This is a genomic window from Candidatus Planktophila versatilis (genome assembly GCF_002288105.1).
Lineage (GTDB): Bacteria > Actinomycetota > Actinomycetes > Nanopelagicales > Nanopelagicaceae > Planktophila > Planktophila versatilis.
In genome coordinates this window covers 944371-970478 of the sequence record NZ_CP016774.1, presented here as the reverse complement: position 1 = coordinate 970478, position 26108 = coordinate 944371, and the positions used below count along the sequence as shown (strand labels likewise).

Below are 26108 nucleotides of genomic sequence, written 5' to 3'. Positions count from 1 at the left end.
TATCTTAGAGTCAGAGTTCAGTACGGGGAAATCCAGAAATTCCCCTCCACATGAGGTTCTCAACGAGTTCTATCGCTTGTTGGCGAGTGAGTTTTCCATCTCTTTCCAGCCAATGACGAGCTGTGACTTGAACATAGCCAATTAATCCAACGCCGAGCATCATCGCTTCCTCACGAGGAAGTCCGGTGTCATTGGCGATCACACCACTGACCGCGGCGGCGCAGTCATAGGTCATGCGATTAAGTCGCTCGCGAACTTGAGGCTCAACGTTCATATCACTTTCAAAGAGGAGGCGAAATGCCTCTCCCTCATTTTCAATAAAATCAAAGTAAGCATCAATAGTCACATGCACGCGTTGCTTATTATCTGGAGTTGAAGAGATAGCTTTCTGAAGTTCAAAGACCAGAGAATCAATGTGAAGGTCAAGAACGGCGAGATAGAGATCTAGTTTTGAGGGAAAGTGCTGATAGAGAACTGGCTTACTGACGTTGGCTCGATCTGCAATCTCATCCATCGCAGCTGAGTGATATCCAGCAGCTGTGAAGACTTCAAGAGCCGCCGAGAGCAAAATCGCTCGTCGCTCGTCGCGCGGCAGGCGTGATTTATCTGAACGCGAATTATGTGCAGATGCAGTTTCGGTAGTCATTATGCGCATCGTACAGAATTGGCAGGCAAAGGCACAGTACGGCAGAATCACTCCCATGAAGACACCGCCGCTGGTTACGCCAGGTCCTGCGCTTACCGTTGCTGAGGTTCGTCGATATAGCCGTCACTTAATCATCCCTGATGTTGCAATGGCGGGTCAGCAGCGCATGATGAATGCCAAAGTACTCTGCGTTGGCGCAGGAGGCCTCGGATCTCCAGCCCTGATGTATTTAGCTGCAGCTGGCATCGGAACTCTTGGAATCGTTGAATACGACACTGTTGATGAGTCAAACCTGCAGCGACAAATTATTCATGGCCAATCAGATATCGGCAAAAGCAAAGCACAGAGTGCGAAAGAGAAAATTGCTGAGATAAATCCTTATGTGAATGTCATTACCCATGAAACACGACTTGATAATTCGAATGTGATGGAGATTTTTTCTCAATACGACATTATTGTTGATGGCACAGATAATTTTGCAACTCGTTACTTAGTTAACGATGCATGTGTACTTTTAAAGAAACCATATGTGTGGGGTTCTATCTATCGCTTTGACGGACAGGCAAGTGTGTTCTGGACCGAGTATGGTCCTTGCTATCGCTGCCTCTATCCAGAACCACCACCTCCGGGCATGGTTCCAAGTTGTGCTGAAGGCGGAGTTCTTGGAGTTCTCTGCGCAACAATTGGCTCAATCCAAACTACAGAAGCAATCAAGGTTCTCACTGGAGTCGGTGAACCACTTATTGGTTCTTTGATGGTTTATGACGCACTTGATATGAGCTTTAGAAAGATTAAAGTGCGTAAAGATCCTAACTGCCCGCTGTGTAGTGATAACCCGACTCAGACCGCGCTACTGCCTGACTACGAAGCATTCTGTGGGGTGCTCTCTGATGCTGCGCAGGAAGCAAGTGCTGGCTCAACGATTACTGTGCAAGAGTTGAAGTCAAAGATTGATGCGAAAGAGAACTATTACCTCATCGATGTGCGCGAACCAAGTGAATACGAGATTGTAAAGATTCCGACTGCGCATCTGATTCCAAAACAGGGATTTATTGATGGATCGGTATTGGCAACCTTGCCGCAAGATCGACCAATCATTTTGCATTGCAAGAGCGGTGTGCGCTCTGCCGAGTGTCTGGCAATACTTAAGGATGCCGGATTCTCTGATGCATCACATGTCTTTGGTGGCGTGGTGGCATGGGCGAAGCAGATTGATACATCACTGCCGGTCTATTAATGCTTGCTAATTACACCGGCTATCGAGCCCTGCTTGTGCATGCCCATCCTGATGATGAAACTATTAACAATGGCAGCACGATGGCACTTTATGCAGCGCTAGGTGCGCAGGTAACACTGGTTACTTGCACCCGTGGTGAAGAAGGTGAAGTTCTAATTCCAGCTCTTGCCCACCTAGCAGCACATGAAACCGACGCACTGGGTGATCACCGCGTGGAAGAGTTAGCGCAAGCAATGGCCGAACTCGGTGTTACAGATCATCGGTTTCTTGGTGAGGGAGTCAAGCGTTATCGCGATAGCGGCATGATGGGAACAGAACCCAACAATCGGCCCGATACTTTTTGGAGCGCAGACTTCGATGAAGCTAGTCAATTACTGGTTGCAATTATTGATGAAATCAAGCCACACGTGATGATTACCTATGATGAATTTGGTGGCTATGGTCACCCCGATCACATCCAAGCCCATCGCGTTGCGATGGCGGCGGCTGAGCGCGCTACTTGGAATATCCCAAAAATTTATTGGAATGTGATGCCCAAATCTGTTATTCAAGCGGGCATTGAGAAGATGAAATCACTTGGCTCAGATTTCTTCGGAGCAGAGAGTGCCGATGATTTGCCTTTCGCAAAAGACGACTCCTTTGTTCATGCATGCATCAATGGTGGTGATTACGTTCATCAGAAGATGGCTGCGATGGCTGCGCATGGCACACAAATAGCAATCGATGGCCCTTTCTTTTCGCTCTCAAATAATCTTGGGCTCGAGATCTGGGGTAATGAGTACTACACGCTAGTTAAGGGTGAAAAAAGTGGAGAGCTAGATGGGCAGGGCCACGAGAGCGATCTCTTTGCCGGCATATCAATCACATCATGAGAGCGCTGTTTTCGCTTCTCTTTGGAGCAGTTGTAGCACTAGGTGCAACTCTGATTCACCCAACCCGTCCACCCATTGGAGTGATACTTGCACTCATTGGTACTTACATGTGCATTCGCTGGGTGGGTCGATATTTTGGTAAGAAGAGATACAAGCTCATCGCGCTCTTTGGCTGGTTTATCGTCATCGTTCGCGCCGGAACATTTGGTGTGGGAAAAGAACTGCTGATCCTAGGAGATAACTCAGGTACGGCACTTTTGTTTATTGGATTTATTATTGGAGTAATTGCAGTCCTACAACGCGCCTAACTTACTTCCAGCGCCAACTCTGCCCGGTGGGTCCATCGCTGATCTCCAGGCCGCGTGCTTCTAGCTCTGTGCGCAGGGAATCACTTCGATTCCACTCTTTAGCTTCTCTGGCAACAACTCGATCATTCAGAAGTTGTTCCAATTCTGGGGTAAGTGGTTTTGACTCAGGAACTCGATTGAGTTCGAGTCCGAGCACCTGATCTGCATATAAGAAGATTGCACGTTTATCTTGTGAGCCCATGGCAGCGTCTTTTTCAATGGTGCGCAACCTTTGCATGGCCCGCGGTGTGTCAAGGTCATTGGTGAGTGCATCAGTAATCTCTTGATCAATTTTAATCTCTGTTGATATTCCCCATTCAGACATCAGCGCGCGCCACTTGCGAAGCGTTGAGTGCGCAGCATCAAGTGCTGCCCAAGAGAGATCCATCTGTGATCGATAGCGGTTTTCCAGGAATGAGAAACGGAGTGAGAGCGGATCTAAACCACGTTCCTGCACATCACTAAGAAGTACAACATTTCCGGCACTTTTTGACATCTTGCGACCTTCAAAGAGCAGATGTTCTCCATGCACCCAGGTAGCTACAACTTCAGAATGGGTTAACGAGTTTGACTGAGCTCTTTCATTTTCGTGGTGTGGAAATCTAAGGTCAATTCCGCCCACGTGAATATCTACCTTCGAATCCAGGAAATCAATTGACATTGTGCTGCACTCGATATGCCAGCCAGGAAAACCTGGCCCCCATGGGGATTCCCAGATCATTTGCGTGCGTTCGCCGGCTAATTTCCAGAGCGCCCAATCGGCATGGAAGCGCTTACCGCTTTCATCGTTGTGCTCATGACGATAGCCGGGTTTGAGCGCTGCTAATTTGTTGCCGCTAATTGCACCATAACTTTCAATAGATGTTGCATCAAAGTAGACCGAGCCATCACTTCCGATGTAGGCGTTCTTACTTTCGATAAGTTTTTCGATGGCAGCGATCATTGAATTCATATTCTCAGATGCTCGTGGATATCTGTCGGCTTTTCTGACATTGAGTAAGGCCAAATCTTTGTGGAAGCGGGATTCAAATTCGCGAGCAATAGCAAATGGGTCAGTCTTCGTGCGTTTAGATTCTGCCAATAATTTATCTTCACCTTCGAAGTCATCGGCCATGTGTCCAACGTCAGTGATGTTTTGAATGAGTTCCACGTCTACACCTGTCATGGTTAGTGTGCGGGAGATCAGATCTGCAAGTAAGAAGGTACGAAGGTTTCCTACATGAGCATCTCGGTAGACGGTAGGACCACAGCAGTAGATGGAGATATAACCATCACGACTGGCTATTTCTTGAACTTCTCGAGTGCGGGTGTCATAAATGTGAAGCTGACCGCTGGCGGCATCTCGGCGGTTAAAGACTGGGATGACGCGAAAGAAAGCAATATCTGCGAGTTCAAATTCAATGAACTCACCCCGGCGATTGATGAGGCGTGTCTCACTATGTAGAACGCCGACGATGTCACGGAATCCGCCATCCGAATCTCGCAGGCGAATAGTGGCTCGCTTGCCAACGGCAGCCCGTAAAGTCTCGGCGTTCACGTGGCAACCTTAATCATGTAATCAGTCTCTTGCAGGGTTAGACTTATCGCCTACCGCTTCAAGCCTTCTGGAGGATCTTTCGTGACATATGTAATCGCCGAACCTTGCGTGGACGTTAAAGATAAGTCCTGCCGCGAAGAGTGCCCCGTTGATTGCATTTATGACGGTGCTCGGATGCTCTATATCCAACCTGACGAATGTGTCGATTGTGGTGCGTGCGAGCCGGTATGCCCGGTCGAAGCTATTTATTATGAAGATGATGTTCCGGGTCAGTGGCAGAACTACAAGAAGATCAATACTGAATTTTTCATAGAACTTGGATCACCTGGGGGAGCATCAAAGGTCGGAGAGACAAACTCTGATCACACCGATGTCACTGCTCTTGCGCCAAAAACTACCTGATTTTCCATGGGACGCGCTCGCTCCCTATGGCGAGATAGCGCGCAAGCACCCGCAAGGTGCCATTGATTTATCAGTGGGAACTCCAGTAGATCCCACTCCTGAATTTATCCAGCAAGCTTTACGTGAGTCATCTGATTCGCCAAGTTACCCGGTAACAATGGGAACTCAAGAACTGCGCACTGCAATTCATCAATGGGCTACAACAACTCTTGGTGCCAGTGGCGACTTTGCCGTGTTACCCCTTATTGGATCTAAAGAGTTCGTTGCTTGGTTACCCACCTTTCTTGAATCGGCAACTGTTCTTTATCCACGTATTGCCTACCCAACATATTTAGTCGGCGCCCTCCTTGCTCAGGCAACGCCGACTGCCGTTGACATTGATGCAACCACGTGGCCTACGGCTGATCTGGCATGGGTGAATTCACCCTCTAATCCAACCGGAAGAGTTCACTCCGAATCTGAATTACGTGCAGCCATTGAATGGTCACGAAAGAATAAGAGCGTTGTAGTTTCAGATGAGTGCTACTTGGAATTTGGCGATACCAAAACTCCTACCTCTATTTTGCGATACACAGATGGTGATAACACCAATATTTTGGGTGTGTACTCACTTTCCAAGAGATCTTCGATGGCTGGCTATCGCGCAGCTTTCGTAGTGGGGGATCCACAATTGATTGCCAGAATTCTTGAAGTACGTAAGCACGCCGGCATGATGGTCTCTTTACCGGTGCAGCACGCCATGGTCGCCGCACTTTCTGATAGCAAACATGTTGCTGAACAACGTGGGCGCTACAACGCACGTCGCACTCGCCTGGCACCTGCTCTGATTTCTGCCGGTTTCAGTATCGATCATTCAGAAGCCGGCCTCTATATCTGGGCAACGCGAAATGAAAGCTCATGGGACTCAGTTGCCTGGCTGGCAGCACTGGGAATTCTTGCCACTCCCGGCGTTTTTTATGGCCAAGCAGGAGAGAACCATATTCGGATTGCGCTGACTGCCACTGATCAACAGATAGCAATAGCGGCAGAGCGCATTCTCGCGAAAGTCAGTGCATCCTAATGGCTGTTGGAATTTTATTAGTCGGTGGTCTTGGAACCCGCCTTAAGCCACTGACTAATGAATCTCCCAAACCGATGTTGCCAGTTGCCGGTCTGCCTGTCACTGAACATCAAATACTTGCCGCTAAGCGCGCTGGTATTCACACCCTTGTGCTTGCCACTTCCTACCTGGCAGAAGTCTTTACGCCATATTTTGGTGATGGAAGTAAATGGGGAATCAATATCCGCTACGCAGTTGAAAAGCAGCCCCTTGGCACCGGCGGTGCAATAAGAAATGCGGCGCAGCTATTAGAAGGCGATGAGCCGATTGTCATTTTCAATGGCGATGTTTTAAGCCGGCATTCGATTGCAGACCAAATTGCATTTCACCAAGAGAAGAAAGCTGATGTCACACTGCACCTCATTGAAGTCGATGATGCGCGTGCATTTGGCTGCGTGCCAACAGACTCAGAAGGACGAGTTACCGCCTTCTTGGAGAAGATGGAAAATCCGGTAACCAAATTTATTAATGCCGGCTGCTATGTTTTTAGCCCCGATGTCATCAAGGAGATTCCGCTGGGATCCGTGGTAAGCGTTGAACGCGAAACTTTCCCAGCACTGATTGCACAGAACCGCCCGGTCTTTGGATATAAGCAAGCTGCTTATTGGCTCGATGTCGGAACCCCGGCAGCACTCTTTCAAGGCTCACGCGATCTAGTAGCTGCACCCTTTCTTGCGATGGCTGGCTCCACGATTGGCAATGACACCCAGATCACTGGCGGTACCGCAATCGGTGCCAACACAACGATTGCATCTGGCTGCCGCATCGATGACTGCATCATCGGCGATAACGTGGTGATCGAATCTGATGTGAAATTGTCACAATGCTTCATTGCAGAGGGAACACATGTGAATAGAGGCACCGAAAAAGCCCGCACTTACCTCTCAAATAGCTCAGATTTACCAATTTCTCTCTAAAAATCGACTTTTCGTCCTAAAAAAAGCGCCAAAAGTCTCGACTTAGGAGTTGACTCCAAGGGATTACACCGGTGTAATTAATACCTAGAGCGCAGGTGATTCACAACGAATTCCGCCCCTAATGACTTGAGGAGATTTGCAGATGCCAATCCGCCCAGAAGGAACATCGACTGGCAAGCCATCAGCCCCCACTGCTGGACCAACTATTCAACTAGCTAATGGCGAGAATTTTGAACTCTCCTGGCAAGAGCGCTCACTCTGCGCTCAAACTGATCCGGAAGCTTTCTTTCCAGAAAAGGGTGGCTCCACTCGCGAAGCAAAGCGAGTCTGCCTCTCATGTGATGTGCGCCAAGAGTGTCTTGAATACGCTCTGGCACACGATGAACGCTTTGGTATCTGGGGCGGTCTCTCAGAGCGTGAGCGTCGTCGACTTAAGCGTCGCCCTGCGTAAGGGCAGCCAGCAACAATTTCCGGCCCTGGGCCTTACTTTAGGTAGGTTCTTCCCATGAGCGCTCCGCGGGTAACTGCACTCTTAGTTGTACACGATGGAGCAACTTGGCTATCTGAAGTTGTCGCTTCTCTTGCTTCGCAATCTGTGCGACCTAATCAAGTTTTTGCCATTGATACTGGCTCCCTCGATGCTTCGGTGAAGTTGCTGAAAGGCGCTCGCATTCCGGTAGCAACAATCGATAGAGAAAGTGGATTTGGTGCTGCCGTAGCTCATGGAATCACGCAGCTGCCTGCGCTGATTAAAGATAGTGAAGAATGGATTTGGATTCTTCACGATGATTGCGCGTTGCATCCGGCCGCACTTGAATCTTTATTAGCAGCGATTGCAGATCGCCCCAGTGTTGTGATGGCTGGACCAAAACTTCTTGGTTGGCATGATCGAACGCATCTCATTGAATTAGGAATCAGTATTGCAACTAACGGTGCGAGATGGACAGGTCTTGAACCTCTTGAATACGATCAAGGTCAACACGATGGCGTAACAGAAGTTCTTTCTGTGAGCACAGCAGGTGCCCTCATCCGTCGTGACGTCTTTGAAGAACTCGGTGGCTTTGATCAGAATTTAGAGCTATTCCGAGATGATGTTGATTTTGGTTGGCGTGTTCGCGTTGCGGGACACTCGGTGATTGCCGTCTCTGATGCGATTGGGTATCACGCACAAGCATCGGCGACCGAACGAAGAAGTGTTGATGTGCAAGGAGCGTTTCTTCACCGCCCACTTTTACTAGATCGGCGCAATGCAGCCTATGTCTTGCTTGCTAACTCAAGTGTGTGGTCACTACCTGGACTCATCTTCACGCTATTTGCCGGGGCTATCTTGCGTTCTGTCGGCTACCTATTTGCCAAACTCCCCGGCTATGCATCGGATGAGATCTTGGCAATTGGCTCACTCATTATTCATCCCACCGAATTACTTTCAGCTAGAAAATTTCGCAAACAGCACCGACTGATTTCTCCGAGAGTGGTCAATGCCTTTGTTCCATCGCGGATATCCCAACTTCGTTCATCTATTTCTCGTCTGGCATCGACGCTACGTTCCGCTGTGCTTCCTCATTCACCATCACGTGAACTACCGATTGTCAGCGACTTAGAAATAAATGAGGATGAAGATCCTCTTACCCCGGTGTCACGAACTCCATGGAAATCACTTTTCTATAGACCCATGATTATTGCCGCATCAATCATCACACTCGTCTCACTTTCCTGGGCACGACATAGGTTTGGGCCATTAGCCGGAGGAGCTCTTGCCGAATCTCCAGCTAGTTTCCGAGATTTAATCAAGCTCTATATCTCTAGTTGGCATGACGTGGGTATGGGCAGTGCGCAATCCACTCCTACTTGGGTCTTAGTCATCGCAATCGCATCTCTGCTCTTCTTCGGAAATGTTTCAGTATTTATCACTATTTTCTTTCTCATCGCTCCCTTGATACTTCTGCTTTCAGCACACCGATATTTAAAGAGATTTACAGATAATCAGTGGCTATCAGCTGGCGCTTCCTTGCTCTATGCCTTATCGCCGGTGGCGATTGCATCGGTGAACGCCGGGCGACTCGGAGTACTTGTCTTTATGGCGTTACTGCCCTTTTTCATAGTGCAATTTCATACCTGGGCCGAAATCGATCGTTGGAGTTGGCGAAGCATCTTTGGATACTCACTTTTTATCTGGTTCCTGCTTTCATTTAATCCATCGGTGCTGCTTATCCTTTTCGTGGGAATCATCCTTACAATTTTCGGCGACTTCAGGAAAGCATCAAATAATTACCAGGATCAACTCTTCCTCGAACGACTCAAGCGTCGCCTGACTCTTCTCATAATTCCATTCTTGTTATCGGCGCCGGCTTCTTTCGGTGTGTTACTCAACCCAACCCGTATTCTTCGAGAAATTGGACTATCCGTTTCTGGCGGTGGCCCGAACCTAGCAATTCTTGCCAATCCAGGTGGGCCGGGATCTCTTCCGTGGTGGTGTGCCAGTCCGATAGTGGCAATTTTGCTCGTCGCCTATTTCTCTACTACCGCCGCTCGAAAATTTGCAGTACCAGGAATTACTTTCTTGCTGTGTGGAACTTTGATTAGCGTTGCAGTCATACCGGGTAATGGAACACCGTTAAATGCCCAAGTATCTGTTGGAACCTTTATCGCTATTGCCACGCTCTTCTCATTAACTTCTGGTGTTGTGATGTTCGATAAAATTAGATCCCGACTTGAACAATCCCACATTAATTTCCGGCATATTTCGGTTGCACTCATTCTCGCTTTAACCCTGGTTTATAGTGCGACATCTCTTTCCTGGTTGGTTTCTGCAGGAGCTGATTCACCACTTCGTACGGGGCAGAAGAACGTGCTACCGGCCTACCTTGCAATAGAGAAGAGCGCCAAGTCACTCGTGCTTCGTCCATACACCAGAAATGGTGAGCAAACTCTCTCCTATTACATTTCCAGAGGAAGAGACATCACACTGGGTGAAGTAGATGTTGCGCCAGCGGACACGGAAGTAATTTCCCGAGCAGTTGAAGGCTTAATCGACAATACTGGGGTGACTTCAAGTGAAGTCTTAGCAACCTACGGAATCAAATACGTTTACTTAAAGAATCCGATTATTGATGAGGTAGTTCAAACTATTGATGGCTTAGGAGGCTTCATTAGAACCTCTGCGACAAAAGCTGGAGTTGTCTGGAAGGTAAATGAGCCAACCGGACGCATCATTCTTACCGACTACGCCGGAGAAGTTTCCATCATCGAAGCAACCGGAATTAGCGCCATTGTGCCGCGTCCCGGAACACTCACACTTACTGAAAGTTTTAGTAAAGGGTGGAGAATTTACCAAGATGGATTTACTGCAGCTCGTATTGAAGATCGCGATGGTCTTCCCACCTTTGAAATCACCAACGCTGGCGAAGTCACCATCTTCCATGATGGAACACAGCGAAGGGCCTGGATCTCCTTCTTCATGATTGTGCTGGTCACTGTCATTGTTCTTGCGCTGCCCTCTGGTCGCCGCAAGAGTGAGATATCTGAAAAGGAGCTGGCATGAAAAGCAACCGTGGCTTCCTTCTCTTCCTCGTGACAATCTCGATTTTAGCGATTAGCAATTTGCTTAACTTCACCGTCTCAACATCTCGATTTAATCAGTCATACCCTTCTGTTATTTGCCCACCTAATACATCGGGATTAACCACAGCAATTTCTCTGACAAGTTCTAAGACTCAGATCAGAAAAACTGGCACCTCCGCAATGAACACTCGTGAGGCAGGAATTAGCCGTTATGCAATCGCTTCCCAGTCTGCTGTCATCGATGCTGGAGCAATTACCCCGGTTGTGTGGCAGGTCCGAAAGGGTGTGTGGGCTGGTGCATCTGCATGTCAGGCCCCGATTACTTCACGGTGGTTTGTGGGCGCAACTGCAGATATCACTTCGAAGGGTTCGCTGAACTTAGTAAATAGCGGTTTAGGTAAAGCACTTGTTCGCGTCTCAGTCTTTAGCGAGAATGGTGAACTGACCCCCAGAGATTTAATTGTGGGTGCGAATTCATTTAAGCAGATCTCACTGCCATCTTTGGCTCCAGGTGCGAAATCAATTGCTATCCATATTGAAGCAAAGTCTGGCCGCGTCAATGGTTTTCTTGTAGATGAACGTGGCAAGGGCCTGCGATCACTGGGCGGAGATATCGTTAATTCAACGGATGATCCTGGTAAGAAGTTGCAGATTCCGGCTATCCCGCAACAAGTGAAGAGGAAGACGCCGAGCCCTCACACATTGCGACTCTTAGTCCCTGGTGATGTTGATGCGCGTATCAGCGCTGAGATTCGCTCTACCGATGGAACCTTTTCTCCGGTTGGGATAAATGGCAGGGTTGTTGCCCATAAGAAAGTCGTTGAGATTCCCATGAATATCTTGATGTCGTCCGGAAAATTTGCACTACATATTTCTTCCGATCAACCAATTCTTGGATCTGTGTTTTCACCGACGCTCTCGCAAGGAAAGAGTGATTTCGTATGGAGTACTGCCGTTCCGGACTTGCAAGAGTTCACCTTGGCTACCACTGGCTTAGCCCCCACCTTGGTTTTCACAGGCAGTGAAATCGAAGTCAGACTCACAGTGATGCAGGCCGGTGGCAAATCTAGAACAATTGATATCAAGGGTTCTGACATAGCTACCTACGTACTTTCTGACTCAGCCCGGTCTGTCAGCTTTTCGGCAATCTCGCCCGGAACTTCTGGCGCGGCTCTGATTTCATCCAAGAGTGGATACGGATATGTTCCATTGACTCCGGGCAGTGTTCTGACAAAGTCTTCAATTCCAGATTCAAATATCCGTGTGTTAAATCCCTGACTTTTATAGCTACACCGATAGCCTTATACACATGAGTTCTTCGGTACGTTCTGGGCGCAGTTGCTCTCGTGTGAGTTGCAATTCTTCGGCATCGATGACCCTTACCTATATTTATGCTGAATCCACTGCCGTCCTTGGACCGCTGGCAACTTTTTCTGAACCTCATTCATATGATCTCTGCGATAAACACTCTGCCCGGCTTACCGTTCCGCAAGGTTGGAATGTCATCAAGCAGGCTGTAGATGAAAATCAGAGTGGACCAAGTGAAGACGATCTCATGGCAATCGCCGATGCTGTCCGTGAGGTAGCTCTGAATTCTCACGCCACGACTACTGATGTCTCAACAACTACTTCACAATCAAGCGTGGGCAGACGCGGGCATTTGCGCGCAGTGCCTTCCTAATTTCACTTCTGCATACTCAATTCTTTACGATACCTTCATGAGCGCATCGATATTTAAGGCCTATGACATCCGTGGGTTAGTAGATGAAGAACTCACGCCAGATTTTGCATTTGCCACTGGGGTTGCCTTCGCTCGCTTCTTAGAAATTGAACGTGAACCAGGAACCGTTGTCATTGGCGAAGATATGCGTCCATCTTCACCCACGCTGGCAACTGCATTTTCAGCGGGTGTTACTTCGCAAGGCCTAGATGTCATTCGTATCGGACTTGCCTCTACAGATATGTTGTATTTCGCTGCCGGAAAGTTAAATCTGCCGGGTGCGATGTTTACGGCAAGCCATAATCCTGCTGCATACAATGGAATCAAACTCTGCTTTAGCGGTGCACGTCCCATAGGTAAAGAATCGGGCTTGTTAACAATCGAAAAGTTCGTTTATGAAGGCACTCCCATGGCGATGAGAAATGTCGGTGTCGAGAAATCGAAGAATATGCTGGAGGAATATGTCGATCACTTACGCACCTTGGTCGATGTTTCACAGATTCGCCCTTTGAAAATAGTTATCGATGCCGGCAACGGAATGGGCGGATACACAGCACCAGCTGTCTTTAAGAGACTTAACGCAGAAGTAATTGAGCTCTTCTTTGAATTAGATGGTTCTTTCCCTAATCACGAAGCCAACCCGATTGATCCAAAGAATCTCGTTGACTTACAAAAGGCGGTGAAGAAACATGGTGCAGATATCGGGCTCGCATTCGATGGTGATGCCGATCGCTGTTTCCTTGTTGATGAAAAGGGAGCACTTGTCAATCCATCTTCTTTGACATCACTGATTGCATCTCGCGAGCTAGTTAAGTATCCCGGGTCAAATATTATTTATAACCTCATCTCCTCGCGAGCAGTGAAAGAAGTCGTGGAAGAAAACGGCGGAACGGCGGTTCGTTCACGTGTGGGCCATTCGTACATTAAAAAGCTCATGGCCGAAACAGATGCCGTATTTGGTGGAGAACACTCAGGCCATTTCTACTTTAGAGATTTTTGGAAGGCAGACTCTGGAATGCTGGCCGCGCTACATGCAATTGCCGCACTCGGTGAAAGCAAGAAGTCACTCTCCACAATTCTTAAGCCATTTAACAGATATCACTCAAGTGGAGAGATTAACTCGACAGTCTCTGATGCAGCTGCCTCGATGGAAACTATCCAGCAAAAATTTGAAGCAGATAGTGATGTAGAAATGGATCATCTTGATGGTCTGACTGTCAGCGCCAAAGACTGGTGGTTTAATCTTCGGGCCTCTAATACCGAGCCACTCCTTCGACTCAACGTTGAGGCTTCTACCGAAGGGCGCATGGAGAAGGTTCGCGATGAAGTTCTCAAGGCGATACGAAGCTAAGTCTGTTTCACCCTTTTTCCCGGAGTCCACTAAACTAATTCCGTAGCCGACTAGCACAGTAGAGCCCTACGCCGAAGGTCAAGCGAAAAAGACAATCCTCATAGTCAATTGAGGAACTACCTAGGGAGATATGTTTTCATGACACAAGTAACAACAATTCCAAAGCACGATATAGCCGACGCTTCACTTGCTGCCGAGGGGCGCAAGCGCATCGAATGGGCAGAGCGCAACATGCCGGTCCTTGCACAAATTCGTGAACGATTTGAAAAGTCACAACCATTTACCGGCGTACGAATCGCAGCATGTATGCACGTCACAACTGAGACCGCTAACTTGATGCGTGTTCTTAAAGCTGGCGGCGCTGAAATTGCTCTCTGTGCTTCTAACCCATTGTCTACTCAAGATGACACAGCTGCAGCTCTTGTTCATGAATACGGAATCTCTGTATTTGCACGTAATGCAGTTGATCGTGACGGGTATTACTCGCACATCAACGCTGCCCTCGACATCGAACCTCACCAAGTCTTCGATGATGGTTGCGACTTAGTAAACACTCTTCACACAACTCGCAAGGAGCTCCTACCAAATATCGCTGGTGGTTGCGAAGAGACTACTACTGGAGTTATTCGCCTTAACCAGATGGCAAAAGATGGCGCACTCACATTTCCGATGATCGCAGTCAATGACACAGACACAAAGCACATGTTTGATAATCGCTATGGCACAGGTCAATCGACTCTTGACGCGGTCTTCCGTGCGACTAACTTCTTACTTGCAGGACGCATTGTCGTTGTTGCAGGATTTGGTTATTGCGGAAAAGGTGTTGCAGAGCGCGCAAAGGGCATGGGCGCAGATGTAGTTGTGACAGAAATTGATCCAACTAAGGCACTCGATGCAATGATGCAAGGTTTCCGTGTAATGCCGATGTTAGATGCAGCCAAAGTTGGCGATGTATTTATTACAGTCACCGGTAACCGCGATGTACTGCGCGATGAACACTTCGCAGCGATGAAAGATGGCGCAATCATGGCTAACTCAGGTCACTTTGATATCGAAATCGATGTTGCTTGGCTAGAGCAGAACTCAAAACAGAAGAATGCCAAGATGCGTCACCAGACCGATGAATACGTGATGAAAGATGGTCGCCGCTTACTTCTTCTCGCTGAAGGTCGTCTAGTAAACCTCGGCGCAGCTGAAGGTCACCCAGCATCAGTGATGGATATGTCATTCTCTGATCAGGCCCTAACTGCGGAATACCTCGTTAAGGAAGCAAAGAACCTTCCTGCTGGAGTGCATGAAGTTCCAACATATATCGATAAGGAAGTTGCGGCGTTGAAACTCATTTCGATGGGTGGACGTATCGATGTACTCACACCAGCTCAAGATATGTACCTTAATTCTTGGGAGCACGGTTCATAAATGATCGTTGATATTGCATGACACTCATCATGGTCGTCGATGACGATCAAGATCTCGCCGAAATGCTGGGAATTGTTCTTACAAGTTCTGGCTTCGATGTAGATATGGTGAGTAGAGGAGATGAGGCGCTGGAGGTATTTAGAAATAATCCTCCGGACCTCGTCTTACTTGATGTCATGTTGCCAGGAATAGATGGCATAGAGGTCTGTCGACTAATTAGAAAAGAGTCGATGGTGCCAATCGTGATGCTCAGCGCCAAGGGGGAGACCCAAGATGTTGTGCGGGGGCTTGAAGCAGGCGCCGATGATTACATGCAGAAACCATTTCGGGACAAGGCTGAACTCATTGCGCGTATTCGCACTCGTTTGCGTCGCACCAATTCTGATGTGACCGGCCTTCTTTCCATCGGTGACATCACAATCGATGTGACAGCCCACGAAGTTCGTCGCGGTGCGATTCTCATTCAGCTAACCCGTCTTGAATTTGATTTGCTGGTCGCTCTAGCAAAAGACCCAGGTCGGGTGTTTACACGCGACGCGCTCTTAAGTGAGGTCTGGGGCTACCGACAAACAACTGATACGCGATTGGTCAATGTGCACGTGCAGCGACTTCGTTCAAAGGTTGAACACGACGCCGACCGTCCAGAGATCATCATGACGGTTCGTGGCGTGGGCTATAAGGCGGGCGGAGCCGCTTAACATGAACCGTTTACGACGGTCACTCAAACATTCACTAGCAACACGAGTGATTCTCTCAACTCTCTTTCTGTCCTTAACTGTCGTATCGCTTACCGGTTCTGCGCTGTATTCACGTCTAGCTGATGGAATCCTGGCAACTAGCCTGAACTCTTCACTGGCTGAAGCCCGATACACATTTTTTAATGCTGAATACCAAGTACTTGCATCGCAGTCGATGACAGTTCAAGCCCGTAAAGAAGCTCTCGCTGAATTCGTTGTGAGAACCTCGACCCAAGGAATTAATGAGGAGCGTCGAGAAGTAATTTTTGCAAAGTCTCCAGGAGGACCTACTACAGCAAATTCTTATGAGATGTCTTCGAATGTCATTAAGAACTCATCCATTCCTAAAGATCTTCGCGCCCAGATCAAAAAAGATGCCAAACTTCATTATGCCTACGGTCCTGCACGATATAACAACGGAGAGAGTATTGACTCTCTCTTTGTGGGTCAGAGAATTATTATTCCGACTGGGGGGCGATACGAGATTTACATCATCTTTTCTCTCAAGAACCAGACGGCAACAGTAGATCTCATCAAGAACTCACTTCTGCTTACTGGAATCGCACTCATTTTCCTCATCGGACTTATCACCTGGCTCGTAGTGCGACAAGTGGTTCGACCGGTGCGTGAAGCAGCACGTATCGCTAATCAGTTTACGCAGGGAGACTTCACTCAGCGGATGAAAGTCGTTTCAACCGATGAGATGGCAACGCTGGCAATTTCTTATAATGAAATGGCCCTATCTATTGAAGAGCAAATCACTCGGCTAGAGCATCTCTCACGTGTACAGCAGCGTTTTGTTTCAGATGTCACCCACGAACTACGAACTCCTTTGACCACACTGCGTATGGCATCAGAGGTAATCCACATCCAACGCAGCTCTTTTGATCCACTCGTCGCCCGGAGTTCTGAGCTACTGGTTGCTCAACTAGATAGATTCGAGCGGTTGCTCGAAGACCTACTTGAGGTAAGTCGGTTTGATGCCGAGGTGGCTGTTCTGGAACCTGTTGATTTTGATGTTATTGGTCTGATTAACCGATGTGCCGCAGATTTCGATATGGGGGGCACTGTGCCAACGCGTGACATACAAGTAGAGGCAGATGAAGAGTCTGTCACTATTAACGCTGATATCCGCAGAGTTGAGCGCATCATGCGAAATCTTCTTTCAAACGCGCTCGATCATGCTGAAGGAAAGAAGATTCTTGTTAATGTGGTTGCTACCGATACCGAGGTTGGTATTGGTGTTCGAGATTACGGCTCAGGACTTGATGAATCGGCCCTGACTCGCGTCTTTGATCGGTTCTGGCGAGAAGATCCATCACGTGCTCGAGTGCGGGGTGGAACTGGTTTAGGCCTTTCCATCGCACTTGAGGATGCGCGTCTTCACAATGGCGAATTGGATGCGTGGGGACGTCCAAACCAAGGAGCTCACTTTGTTCTCACCTTGCCCCGCAAGGCCGGCGAGTTAATAAATTCAAGACCAATCAAGGCCACACCAAAAGATTTCCACCAAGAGGCTTTTTACCAATAACCGCTAGCTGTCATTGCAGCATGATGGCCAGATGAATCTGCTCACATCACTTGAGGAGCTAATTTTCCCAGTTCGTTGTTTAGGTTGTGGCGCCCTAGGTTTAGAGATCTGTTCGCAGTGCAGAAAGTTCTGGCAGCCGAGAATTTACAGATCTCACTCTCGCCGAAAACCATATTTCCCGATTTATTCTTCCATTCCCTATTCACCGATTGCAGGGAAAGTTTTATTGGCTGCAAAAGAACATGCATTGCGACGAGCAGATGAGTTAATGGTGAGTGCACTTTCTCATTCGCTTTCGCTCTGTTTACAAGAGCAAGGAATCGGATTTTTAGTTCCAATTCCATCTAGAAAATCTGTGGCCCGTTTACGAGGAAGGCAATTCATTAGCGAATTAACCCGAGAAATTGGCAGTGGTGCACGGGTGCCCACCCGTGAATTATTGACTCACACCCGGGTCGTCAAGGATCAATCAAAGCTCGATGCAAAGAAACGAGTAGAAAATTTGGAAGGGTCACTGGCATCCCTGCGTTATCACAGTGGAAAGGCAATCATTGTCGATGACCTCATCACAACAGGGGTGACTTTGCAGGAGGCGGCCCGCGCATTGCGTGCTGCAGGCATTGAGGTTTCGGCTGCGATTACAGCTTGCGTGGCAGAACCTCTACGATAAGGGGGCTCGAATAGGGCGCCCAGTGCAAGTGATTGGGATTGGCAAGTGGAAGGTAGGCAAATGGCTTCAATTCTCGACCGCATCATGCGAGCCGGCGAAGGAAAAATTCTTCGTGACTTAAGCAAGGTCGTCGAAAAGGTGAACGCCTTCGAAGCTTCAATCTCTGCACTTGCTGATGACCAACTGCGCGCTAAGACCGAAGAATTTAAGAAACGTCTGACACAAGGCGAAACACTCGATGATTTACTTCCTGAGGCGTTTGCCGTTGTTCGCGAAGCTGCAAAGCGCACACTTGGCCAGCGTCACTACGACGTTCAAATCATGGGTGGAGCAGCGCTTCACCGTGGCAATATCGCAGAAATGCGTACTGGTGAAGGTAAGACTCTCGTTGCAACACTTCCCTCATATCTCAACGCCCTAGCAGGACGCGGAGTTCACGTTGTTACAGTCAATGATTACTTGGCTGAGCGTGACAGCGAATGGATGGGTCGTGTTCACCGATTCCTTGGTCTGAGCGTTGGCGTAATTCTCAACAGCATGACTTCAGCAGAGCGTCGTGCTGCCTACTCTTCAGATATTACTTATGGCACAAATAATGAATTTGGTTTCGATTATCTTCGCGACAATATGGCATGGTCACTCGAAGACTGTGTGCAGCGTGATCACTACTTTGCAGTTGTCGATGAAGTTGACTCGATTCTTATTGACGAGGCACGCACACCGCTAATCATTAGTGGACCGGCTGATAAGGCCACCAAGTGGTATGTCGAGTTTGCCAATATTGCAACCAAACTACAACGCGATTCACACTATGAAGTAGATGAGAAGAAGAAGACCGTTGGAATCCTGGAAGATGGAGTCACTAAGGTTGAGGAGCTGCTTGGGATTGAGAATCTATATGAAGCCGCCAATACAACCCTGATTGGCTATCTCAATAACTCAGTCCGTGCGAAGGAACTCTTTAAGCGCGATAAAGATTATGTAGTAATGAATGGCGAGCTTCTTATTGTTGATGAGCACACGGGCCGCATGCTTGCAGGTCGTCGTTATAGCGAAGGTCTGCATCAAGCTCTGGAAGCAAAAGAACGAATTGAAATTAAAGATGAAAACCAAACCCTTGCCACAATTACACTGCAAAATTACTTCCGACTCTACGAAACCATTTCTGGAATGACCGGAACAGCTGTTACAGAAGCGTCGGAGTTTCATCAAATTTATAAGCTTGGTGTAGTTCCTATCCCAACAAATCGCCCGATGCAACGTATTGATGAAGCTGATTTAGTCTACAAATCTGAGGTAGGAAAGTTTGCATCTGTTACTCGTGACATTGTTGAGCGTCATCGCAAGGGCCAACCGGTATTGGTTGGAACCGTCAGCGTTGAAAAATCAGAAGAACTTTCTGCATTCCTCAAAAAAGCAGGCGTCCCTCACGAAGTTCTCAACGCTAAGCATCACGAGCGGGAAGCGGCAATCATTGCTCGCGCTGGAACTAAAGGCGCTGTCACGGTTGCGACAAATATGGCAGGACGCGGAACCGACATCATGCTGGGTGGAAACCCAGAGTTTATGGCTGACTTTGAATTACAGCGCAAGGGAATTTCACCGGTAGATAACGCAACTGAATATGAAGCTGCCTGGCCGGCAGAGATTGCAAAGCAAAAGGCTGCAATTGCCAAGGAGCACGAAGAAGTTGTCGCACTCGGTGGGCTCTATGTTCTTGGAACTGAGCGACATGAGTCCAGGCGTATCGATAATCAGCTCCGTGGACGATCAGGACGTCAAGGCGATCCTGGTGAATCTCGTTTCTACCTCTCACTGCAAGATGATTTGATGCGCAGATTTAACTCTGGAATTGTTGAACGTGTATTAGGAGCAGCTGGCTTACCGGAAGATGAACCCATTGAATCAAAGATGGTTTCCAACGCAATTCGCTCAGCCCAGACACAGGTGGAAGCGCAGAACTTTGAAATCCGTAAGAATGTTCTTAAGTATGACGATGTCATGAACCGCCAGCGTGAAGTAATTTATGCAGAACGCCGCTTAGTACTTGAAGGCAAAGATATTGGAAGCCAAGTGGGCGATTTCATGGCTGACACCTTGAGCGCATATGTTCAGGTGGCAACAGCCCAGGGCTATGCCGAAGATTGGGATCTTGATCAACTCTGGGCAGCTCTCAAACTTATTTATCCGATCTCCTTTACGCCACAAGATTTAGAGAAGGAGTTTGGTTCACGATCAGCTCTGGATGTGGAGATTTTAGAGACTCGAATTCTCGATGATGCCGTTGCCGCATATGCAAAGCGTGAAGCAGCGTTAGGAGTAGAAGTCTTACGCGAATTAGAGCGCAAAGTACTGCTCTCTGTCCTTGACCGTAAATGGCGCGAGCATCTCTATGAGATGGATTATTTGCAAGAAGGTATCGGCCTACGTGCGATGGCACAACGTGATCCACTGGTTGAATATCAACGCGAAGGTTTTGAACTCTTCTCAGCGATGATGGACGGTATTAAAGAAGAGTTAGCCAGCCTTGTCTTTAACGTCGAAGTAACAATCGAAGGCGATGGCTCAGAAGTGAAGGCACGCGGAGTTAATGACAAGCCGGCAAATACGGCTCCACTTCGTTACACCGCAGCAGATGAAAATGGAGTTGTGACATCTAGTGAAGTCTCGCGTAATAGCCCGTGCCCATGTGGCTCTGGCAAGAAATTCAAGCGCTGCCACGGCGCTGCCTAATTCACTTTAGAGCAAACGCAGAGCGGTGCAGAGCCAGCGTCCGTCAACGCCTTCAAAGCGAATAACAATTGCGCGAAGTCGATTTCCAAATCTGACCGTCACAGTTGATTCGCAGATGCCATCTAGTGGCTCTGATTGATGGATACTTTTAATCTTTCCAATTTCACTCTGACTGCCAGTCTTGCACAGCAGCTCCATATAGATCACCCGATGACATGAACGAATCAATTGCGCTGGTTGCCTGCGACCGGCCCAAATTTCAAGGATGCTCACAATGAACTTCATCGTCCACTGATGTAAATCTGGCAGATCTGTGGCCGAAGATGGAATTGGCATCTCATCCGGTTCAATCTCTTCCCCGAAGGTAGAAGGAACTAGGTAGAGCCTTGCCACTTGCGGTGGCATGACAGGTGCGGGGGGAGCAAATAAATCTAGAACTGGATGGCTCCATAGCGCAGGATCTTCCGTGCTTGAAATCAATTGAAGATTAGGCTTGGTGCTTGGAATGGGTTGCGTGTAGGTATCTGTTGTCATGGGTGCATAGTGGAGTCAGTCGCTCACGTAGTAATCAGCTAGAAAGATGAAATGCGCTCATCCTTTCGCTGTACTGTGCAAAAGGCGAGATCCGGTTTCTTACCCCCTTTTACGCTGCCGCCATGGCCCCTAGGAAGCAGAAGAACACACGATTCATTCTCTCTATCTCACTTTTCATAGCAGCGCTCTTGGCATCTTTTCTGATGTCCGTTGCCGCAAATCAGAAAGAGAAATATTGGGTGGCAAGTAGGCCGATTGCATCAGGAACATCTATTGAGAGCACTGACCTTAATCTCATCTCAGTCACCCTGGGGTCAGCTCGGGGAAGGTATGTATCTGCAGATATTGATCCCACTGGCCTGATTTCACGCCGCATTATTGCGGCAGGAGAATTAATTGAAGTCGATGCACTGACTAACCAATCAATTTCTGCCAGGCAAAAGCAGGTTTCTCTGAGTATGCGCGCGGTAGATATTCCATCACAAGTCGGTGTTGGAGAGATTGTCAGCCTCTATCAGTTACACGATGAAAAGAATGGCGAAAGCTTGCAGGCGCCCACCTTCATCCTCGGCAGCGTCTTCGTAGTTTCAATCGATAGGAAAGGATCAAATTTCGGGGGAGAAGTGGCAATGACAGTGTCAGTAGCTGGTGAATTCATCGCTGACGTATTAGCGGCAACGACTAGCGGTCGTTTGGTTGCCGTACAAACACATGGCTAAGTCAGAACACGCTAGTGCGGTCACAGCGATTCATGGTTCTGACTTTGAAAGCTTTGCGGCAAGTACCTTATTTAGCCAAGGATGGAGCGTCTTATACCGCGCACTGGATTGGGTATCACTCAATGATTTTTTGCAAGGTTTAGAGACACAACCAGATGTATTACTCATCTCCACAGATTTAGAGGGGCTAGATGCCCAATCTCTTCATAAACTCACTAATAGCGGGATGAGAATCTTTATCTTTCGAAAGAGCGATGCAGATCTGCGTCAATTTCCAGATTCCTTTGCCCAGCCCACCGTTGCCCTCGAGTTAATCTCGATGATTCGCGGTTCGATGAGAAGACCGATGCTCAGAGTCAGTGAGCCGATTACCCAGCAAACTCGAGCACATGTCCTGGCAATTGCAGCTGCCCATGCTGGCGCTGGTTGCACATCGTTAAGTATTAACATCGCAACTGAACTCAGTCTTTTAGCAAAGAAAGTTCTCATCATTGATGCAAATGCCATTTCTCCAGCTATTGCAATTCTCTTAGGGCAACAAGGGTTGAACTCTTCCAAAAGCTTTCAAAAGATTGCCAATAATCTGTGGGCACTGGAAGTCACTCAGGAAAATACCGCTGAATCTATTACGCTATTGGACACTGCTAAGACCGAGTTTGATTACATCATCATCGATTCCGGTGTGATCAACGAACTTACGCAAGTACTGCGAGGCCAACGCTGGACTGGTGAGATTTTGGTGTGGGTCACTTCGCAGGCAGATGAATTATGGATCATCGCAAAATCTAACCGAGTGGGAGTCGAGCGAGTTCGCAAGATTTCACAAGCTCTCTCACAAAATTCAATGAAGCCCACAATCTCTTTTGTGCAGGCCATGTCGGCTCCAGGAAAGAGAGGTGCAATTTATGACGAAGCATTTCTGGCGGGTGCAAGGACGATTGGCCCTAAGAAAATTCTTGCGTATCCGGCAGATTCACGTTCGATAGCAATGGCTGAAAATGAGCAGACATCACTCTATGAATCCAATGATCGAAGCCTGCTCCGCAAGAGCATTGCCAGTTTGGCCGGTGAGGTAGGGGGATAACTTCTTATAGGCTAGGCACATGCGTGCATACATTGGTGTTACCGCCTCTGAAATTCAAGAATTTCTCCAATCAGGAGAGTTCGATGTCAGCGATGCCTATGCAGCTACCCCGACATTCATATCTAGCAATAGCAATCTCGATGAAGAAGAAGTCGAATACATCCTTTCACTGATTGCAGCTGAAGATGCAGTGGAGCTACTTGGTTTTGCTGTTGGTACTGCCTGTGTGTTAGCCCTGGAAGTTCCTGAATCAATCATTGAAGCAGAGCATGAACTCTCAATCTCACTTTCTGCACCTCTGCAGTGGGATTACGTGCAATGCTGTTTTGAGGTTTCAGCTGATGGTCAGGAACTGACCTGGTTTGCCACACAAGAGATTGCCAGCAATCTGGCAACGTGGCTTTCGTAAGGATTCGTAATATGGCATCAATTGAAGAATTTGTGAAAGAGCGAAGTCCGCTGACCGACATTCATATCCACCGACTCCGAGAACTGATAGCCGATTGGCAACTTCTTTCAGATTTATCATTTGCCGATCTCATTCTCTGGGTTCCGCTGCGAAAAGATTTCAAGAGTTGGCCCACGGGATACGTTGCAGTTGCGCACATCAGACCCACAACTGCCGCAACTCTCTTTCCACTTGATGTCATCGGGGATGAAATCACCCATGGGCAGCGCAAATATATAGATCAAGCACTTGCTAGTGCTGAGATTGTCAGAGATACAGAACCAGAACCGATGGGGGAGTTCTCGGTTAAAGAGGAAACAATCCCCGTCTTAGTTGATGGCCTTGTGGTTGCAGTTATTTCACGCCATAGAAATGCCGAACTCATGCGCCAACCCAGCCGACTGGAACTTAATTATCGCGAGATTGCACATAATTTATATCGAATGATTACGGAAGGAAGTTTTCCATATCCAGATGCAGGATCACTTTTTGACCCGGCACCGCGAGTGGGTGATGGATTAATCCGCCTTGATGTCAACGGTGTTGTCTCCTATGCAAGTCCGAATGCACAATCAGCATTTAGCCGCTTGGGGTGGGTAAAGGAAGTTGAAGGCATTGAGCTCGGAACTCTTGCGCAATCACTTGCGCAACACAGTGCTGATGCCCAAGAAGAGAGTATCGCTGGGGCACTTACAGGTAAGTCACTGAAACGAGTTGAAGTTGAAAATGCGGGTGGAACTATCTCATTTACCGTCCTGCCACTAATTCAAGGTGAAAACCGGATTGGTGCAATCGTTTTACTTAATAACGTGACTGAGATTCGCAGACGCGAGCGAGAACTAGTAACAAAAGATGTGACTATTCGCGAGATTCATCACCGAGTAAAGAATAATCTGCAGACAGTTTCAGCTCTGCTTAGGTTGCAGGCCCGCCGCATCAATGATCCCAACGCGAGTGCGGCACTTAACGAGGCGGTTCGTCGTATTGCCTCCATTGCCTTGGTACATGAAACTCTTTCCAATACCCCCGATGCATCAGTGGGATTTGATCAGGTGCTAGATAGCCTGGTCACACATGCGCTAGAGCTGAGCCCTCGAATGAATGAATTGCGTATCGAGCGAACCGGCACCTTTGGTTCACTTGACCCACGAATTGCAACACCGCTAGCCCTAGTCATTACCGAACTCATTCATAACGCCCTCGAACACGGATTAGCTGAGGAGGGTTCAGTGCTCGGAATTCATGTTGATTCAGGGAATTCAGATATTCAAGTGATCATTTCAGATGATGGTGTGGGCTTACCTGAAGGATTTAATATCGCTGAATCTCCAAACCTAGGTCTGCAAATTGTGCGCACGCTGACCGAAAATGAACTCAGCGGCACGCTCTCATTGGTCTCTGATCACGTACAGACGAAAGCGATATTGGTTTTTCCCAATACTAAGTAGAAATTAGTGGTTAAGAAAGTCCGTTATCTATCAAGCGAGCACGATTACGAGCGGCGCGACGTTTAAGGGCGCGGCGCTCATCTTCTGAAAGTCCGCCCCACACACCTGCATCTTGACCTGATTCCAGCGCCCAAGCAAGGCATGGATCTTTTACGATGCAGCGATTACATACCTTCTTCGCTTCTTCAATCTGGCTAATTGCAGGGCCAGTATTTCCAACGGGGAAGAAGAGCTCAGGATCTTCATCACGACACGCAGATTGATGTCTCCAGTCCATGGCTCACCCCTTTCAATTCCAGATATAAATGTGTGCGCAACTAGTGCGTGCAAGAGGTTAATTCTCCCTGTTACTACAAAGATAAACAAGAAGGAAGGCGAAAAGATTTCGTACTTTGTAGTGATTTATATCCCTCTTACGCTCTTTGCGTTATGAAAAGATTGAGCGCAGTTGGTGCTAGTGCCCCCGACAGGAATCGAACCTGTGCACCTGCCTCCGGAGGGCAGTGCTCTATCCCCTGAGCTACGGGGGCGCAGGTAGAAGGGTAGATTATCTGACTATGAGCGATACCGAGAGCGCATATTTTGCAACAGGTTGTTTCTGGGGCGCCGAGCGCAGATTATGGAATATTCCTGGAGTACTACAGACAAGTGTTGGCTATATGGGTGGAGCACGTCCAGATCCTTCATATGAACAAGTGTGCACAGGAGTTACCGGCCACGCTGAAATTGTGGAAGTGAGCTTTGATCCAACGAAGGTCACATATAGACGATTACTAGAAGAGTTCTGGGTGATGCATGATCCGACGTCACTGAACCGACAAGGTGGAGATATCGGAACCCAGTATCGGAGTGCGATTTTTACAACGAGTGATTCTCAGTTGCTTCAGGCAGAGGCAACACGCGATGTGTATCAGGCAGCCCTTTCCCGAAAAGGAATTGGCGAGATTGTTACCGAGATCAAGAGCGCGCAAGGCATCCCTTACTATCTCGCCGAGGAGTACCACCAGCGATATTTAGCGAAGAATCCCAATGGCTATGACTGTCATTCAAGTACGGGAGTCCCATTTCCTTCGCAAGTCTCCAGCTAAGCGATTAC

General features: G+C 48.1%; 25 protein-coding genes and 1 tRNA gene. 21 read left to right on the top strand and 5 right to left on the bottom strand.

All coding sequences use genetic code 11. The features are described 5' to 3' along the window. Positions 1–10: 10 nt before the first annotated feature. Complete coding sequence (locus A1sIA79_RS04960) at positions 11–655, bottom strand: TetR/AcrR family transcriptional regulator (RefSeq protein WP_095675505.1); 645 nt, start codon at positions 653–655, stop codon at positions 11–13. Positions 656–701: 46 nt separating this feature from the next. Between A1sIA79_RS04960 and moeZ the strand changes: the two genes are divergently transcribed. From moeZ to A1sIA79_RS04945, 3 genes are read left to right on the top strand one after another with little or no spacing between them, the layout of a single operon-like run. Further along, positions 702–1883: an adenylyltransferase/sulfurtransferase MoeZ gene (gene moeZ / locus A1sIA79_RS04955; RefSeq protein WP_095675104.1), complete on the top strand. Its 1182-nt coding sequence runs from the start codon at positions 702–704 to the stop codon at positions 1881–1883. Next, positions 1883–2755: an N-acetyl-1-D-myo-inositol-2-amino-2-deoxy-alpha-D-glucopyranoside deacetylase gene (gene mshB, locus A1sIA79_RS04950; RefSeq protein WP_095675103.1), complete on the top strand. Its 873-nt coding sequence runs from the start codon at positions 1883–1885 to the stop codon at positions 2753–2755. Before moeZ ends, mshB begins: the two co-directional genes overlap by 1 nt. Continuing rightward, positions 2752–3063, top strand: a complete 312-nt coding sequence (locus A1sIA79_RS04945; RefSeq protein ID WP_095675102.1) for a hypothetical protein — start codon at positions 2752–2754, stop codon at positions 3061–3063. The genes mshB and A1sIA79_RS04945 overlap by 4 nt, the downstream gene beginning before the upstream one ends. Before the next feature lies 1 nt (position 3064). On the opposite strand, the gene cysS is transcribed toward A1sIA79_RS04945, so the two are convergent. Then, positions 3065–4639, bottom strand: a complete 1575-nt coding sequence (cysS, locus tag A1sIA79_RS04940) for a cysteine--tRNA ligase (RefSeq protein ID WP_095675101.1) — start codon at positions 4637–4639, stop codon at positions 3065–3067. Positions 4640–4720: 81 nt separating this feature from the next. Between cysS and fdxA the strand changes: the two genes are divergently transcribed. The 13 genes from fdxA to secA all read left to right on the top strand — a co-directional run bounded on the left by fdxA (position 4721) and on the right by secA (position 20779). Continuing rightward, a complete protein-coding gene (gene fdxA / locus A1sIA79_RS04935) occupies positions 4721–5041 on the top strand; it encodes a ferredoxin (RefSeq protein WP_095675100.1) in 321 nt (106 codons plus the stop codon). After that, on the top strand, positions 5010–6101 hold the full coding sequence (dapC, locus tag A1sIA79_RS04930) for a succinyldiaminopimelate transaminase (RefSeq protein WP_095675099.1): 1092 nt from the start codon (positions 5010–5012) through the stop codon (positions 6099–6101). Before fdxA ends, dapC begins: the two co-directional genes overlap by 32 nt. After that, complete coding sequence (locus A1sIA79_RS04925) at positions 6101–7057, top strand: nucleotidyltransferase family protein (protein ID WP_095675098.1); 957 nt, start codon at positions 6101–6103, stop codon at positions 7055–7057. The genes dapC and A1sIA79_RS04925 overlap by 1 nt, the downstream gene beginning before the upstream one ends. A 142-nt stretch (positions 7058–7199) precedes the next feature. Beyond that, entirely contained in the window at positions 7200–7508 is a 309-nt protein-coding gene (locus A1sIA79_RS04920; RefSeq protein WP_223298131.1) for a WhiB family transcriptional regulator, read from the top strand. Positions 7509–7562: 54 nt separating this feature from the next. Beyond that, positions 7563–10598, top strand: coding sequence for a glycosyltransferase (locus tag A1sIA79_RS04915; protein ID WP_095675097.1), 3036 nt, complete (start codon positions 7563–7565; stop codon positions 10596–10598). Further along, the gene (locus A1sIA79_RS04910; RefSeq protein WP_095675096.1) at positions 10595–11896 is read left to right on the top strand and encodes a DUF5719 family protein; all 1302 of its coding nucleotides are present in this window, start codon (positions 10595–10597) and stop codon (positions 11894–11896) included. The genes A1sIA79_RS04915 and A1sIA79_RS04910 overlap by 4 nt, the downstream gene beginning before the upstream one ends. A 31-nt stretch (positions 11897–11927) precedes the next feature. After that, on the top strand, positions 11928–12299 hold the full coding sequence (locus tag A1sIA79_RS04905; protein ID WP_095675095.1) for a DUF3499 domain-containing protein: 372 nt from the start codon (positions 11928–11930) through the stop codon (positions 12297–12299). 37 nt (positions 12300–12336) lie between these two features. Further along, the gene (locus A1sIA79_RS04900) at positions 12337–13689 is read left to right on the top strand and encodes a phosphomannomutase/phosphoglucomutase (RefSeq protein ID WP_095675094.1); all 1353 of its coding nucleotides are present in this window, start codon (positions 12337–12339) and stop codon (positions 13687–13689) included. Between the two features lie 138 nt (positions 13690–13827). After that, positions 13828–15108, top strand: a complete 1281-nt coding sequence (gene ahcY, locus A1sIA79_RS04895) for an adenosylhomocysteinase (protein ID WP_095675093.1) — start codon at positions 13828–13830, stop codon at positions 15106–15108. A gap of 17 nt (positions 15109–15125) precedes the next feature. After that, a complete protein-coding gene (gene mtrA / locus A1sIA79_RS04890; RefSeq protein ID WP_095675092.1) occupies positions 15126–15806 on the top strand; it encodes an MtrAB system response regulator MtrA in 681 nt (226 codons plus the stop codon). A 1-nt stretch (position 15807) separates the two neighbouring features. Beyond that, positions 15808–17376, top strand: coding sequence for an MtrAB system histidine kinase MtrB (mtrB, locus tag A1sIA79_RS04885; RefSeq protein WP_095675091.1), 1569 nt, complete (start codon positions 15808–15810; stop codon positions 17374–17376). A gap of 226 nt (positions 17377–17602) precedes the next feature. After that, a complete protein-coding gene (locus tag A1sIA79_RS04880) occupies positions 17603–18046 on the top strand; it encodes a ComF family protein (protein ID WP_190277043.1) in 444 nt (147 codons plus the stop codon). 60 nt (positions 18047–18106) lie between these two features. Continuing rightward, the gene (gene secA, locus A1sIA79_RS04875) at positions 18107–20779 is read left to right on the top strand and encodes a preprotein translocase subunit SecA (RefSeq protein WP_095675089.1); all 2673 of its coding nucleotides are present in this window, start codon (positions 18107–18109) and stop codon (positions 20777–20779) included. Between the two features lie 6 nt (positions 20780–20785). Here the strand turns inward: secA and A1sIA79_RS04870 are convergent, their stop codons facing one another. Continuing rightward, a complete protein-coding gene (locus tag A1sIA79_RS04870) occupies positions 20786–21313 on the bottom strand; it encodes an Rv3235 family protein (RefSeq protein ID WP_095675088.1) in 528 nt (175 codons plus the stop codon). Positions 21314–21435: 122 nt separating this feature from the next. On the opposite strand from A1sIA79_RS04870, the gene A1sIA79_RS04865 reads away from it, so the two are divergent. From A1sIA79_RS04865 to A1sIA79_RS04850, 4 genes are read left to right on the top strand one after another with little or no spacing between them, the layout of a single operon-like run. Next, positions 21436–22032, top strand: coding sequence for a flagella basal body P-ring formation protein FlgA (locus tag A1sIA79_RS04865; protein ID WP_095675087.1), 597 nt, complete (start codon positions 21436–21438; stop codon positions 22030–22032). Continuing rightward, positions 22025–23116 (top strand): CpaE/TadZ family protein, encoded by a 1092-nt coding sequence (locus tag A1sIA79_RS04860; RefSeq protein ID WP_095675086.1) that lies wholly within the window; start codon positions 22025–22027, stop codon positions 23114–23116. Before A1sIA79_RS04865 ends, A1sIA79_RS04860 begins: the two co-directional genes overlap by 8 nt. 19 nt (positions 23117–23135) lie before the next feature. Next, positions 23136–23525, top strand: coding sequence for a DUF6912 family protein (locus A1sIA79_RS04855; protein ID WP_095675085.1), 390 nt, complete (start codon positions 23136–23138; stop codon positions 23523–23525). A gap of 11 nt (positions 23526–23536) precedes the next feature. After that, complete coding sequence (locus tag A1sIA79_RS04850) at positions 23537–25012, top strand: sensor histidine kinase (protein WP_095675084.1); 1476 nt, start codon at positions 23537–23539, stop codon at positions 25010–25012. A gap of 10 nt (positions 25013–25022) precedes the next feature. Here A1sIA79_RS04850 and A1sIA79_RS04845 read toward each other — a convergent pair whose 3' ends face one another. Then, positions 25023–25289 carry a WhiB family transcriptional regulator gene (locus A1sIA79_RS04845; protein ID WP_095675083.1) on the bottom strand — a complete coding sequence of 89 codons (267 nt, stop codon included), beginning with the start codon at positions 25287–25289 and terminating at the stop codon, positions 25023–25025. Between the two features lie 181 nt (positions 25290–25470). Continuing rightward, positions 25471–25542: transfer RNA gene (locus A1sIA79_RS04840), tRNA-Arg, on the bottom strand. A 27-nt stretch (positions 25543–25569) separates the two neighbouring features. Between A1sIA79_RS04840 and msrA the strand changes: the two genes are divergently transcribed. Beyond that, positions 25570–26100 (top strand): peptide-methionine (S)-S-oxide reductase MsrA, encoded by a 531-nt coding sequence (msrA, locus tag A1sIA79_RS04835; protein WP_095675082.1) that lies wholly within the window; start codon positions 25570–25572, stop codon positions 26098–26100. The last annotated feature ends 8 nt before the right edge of the window (positions 26101–26108 follow it).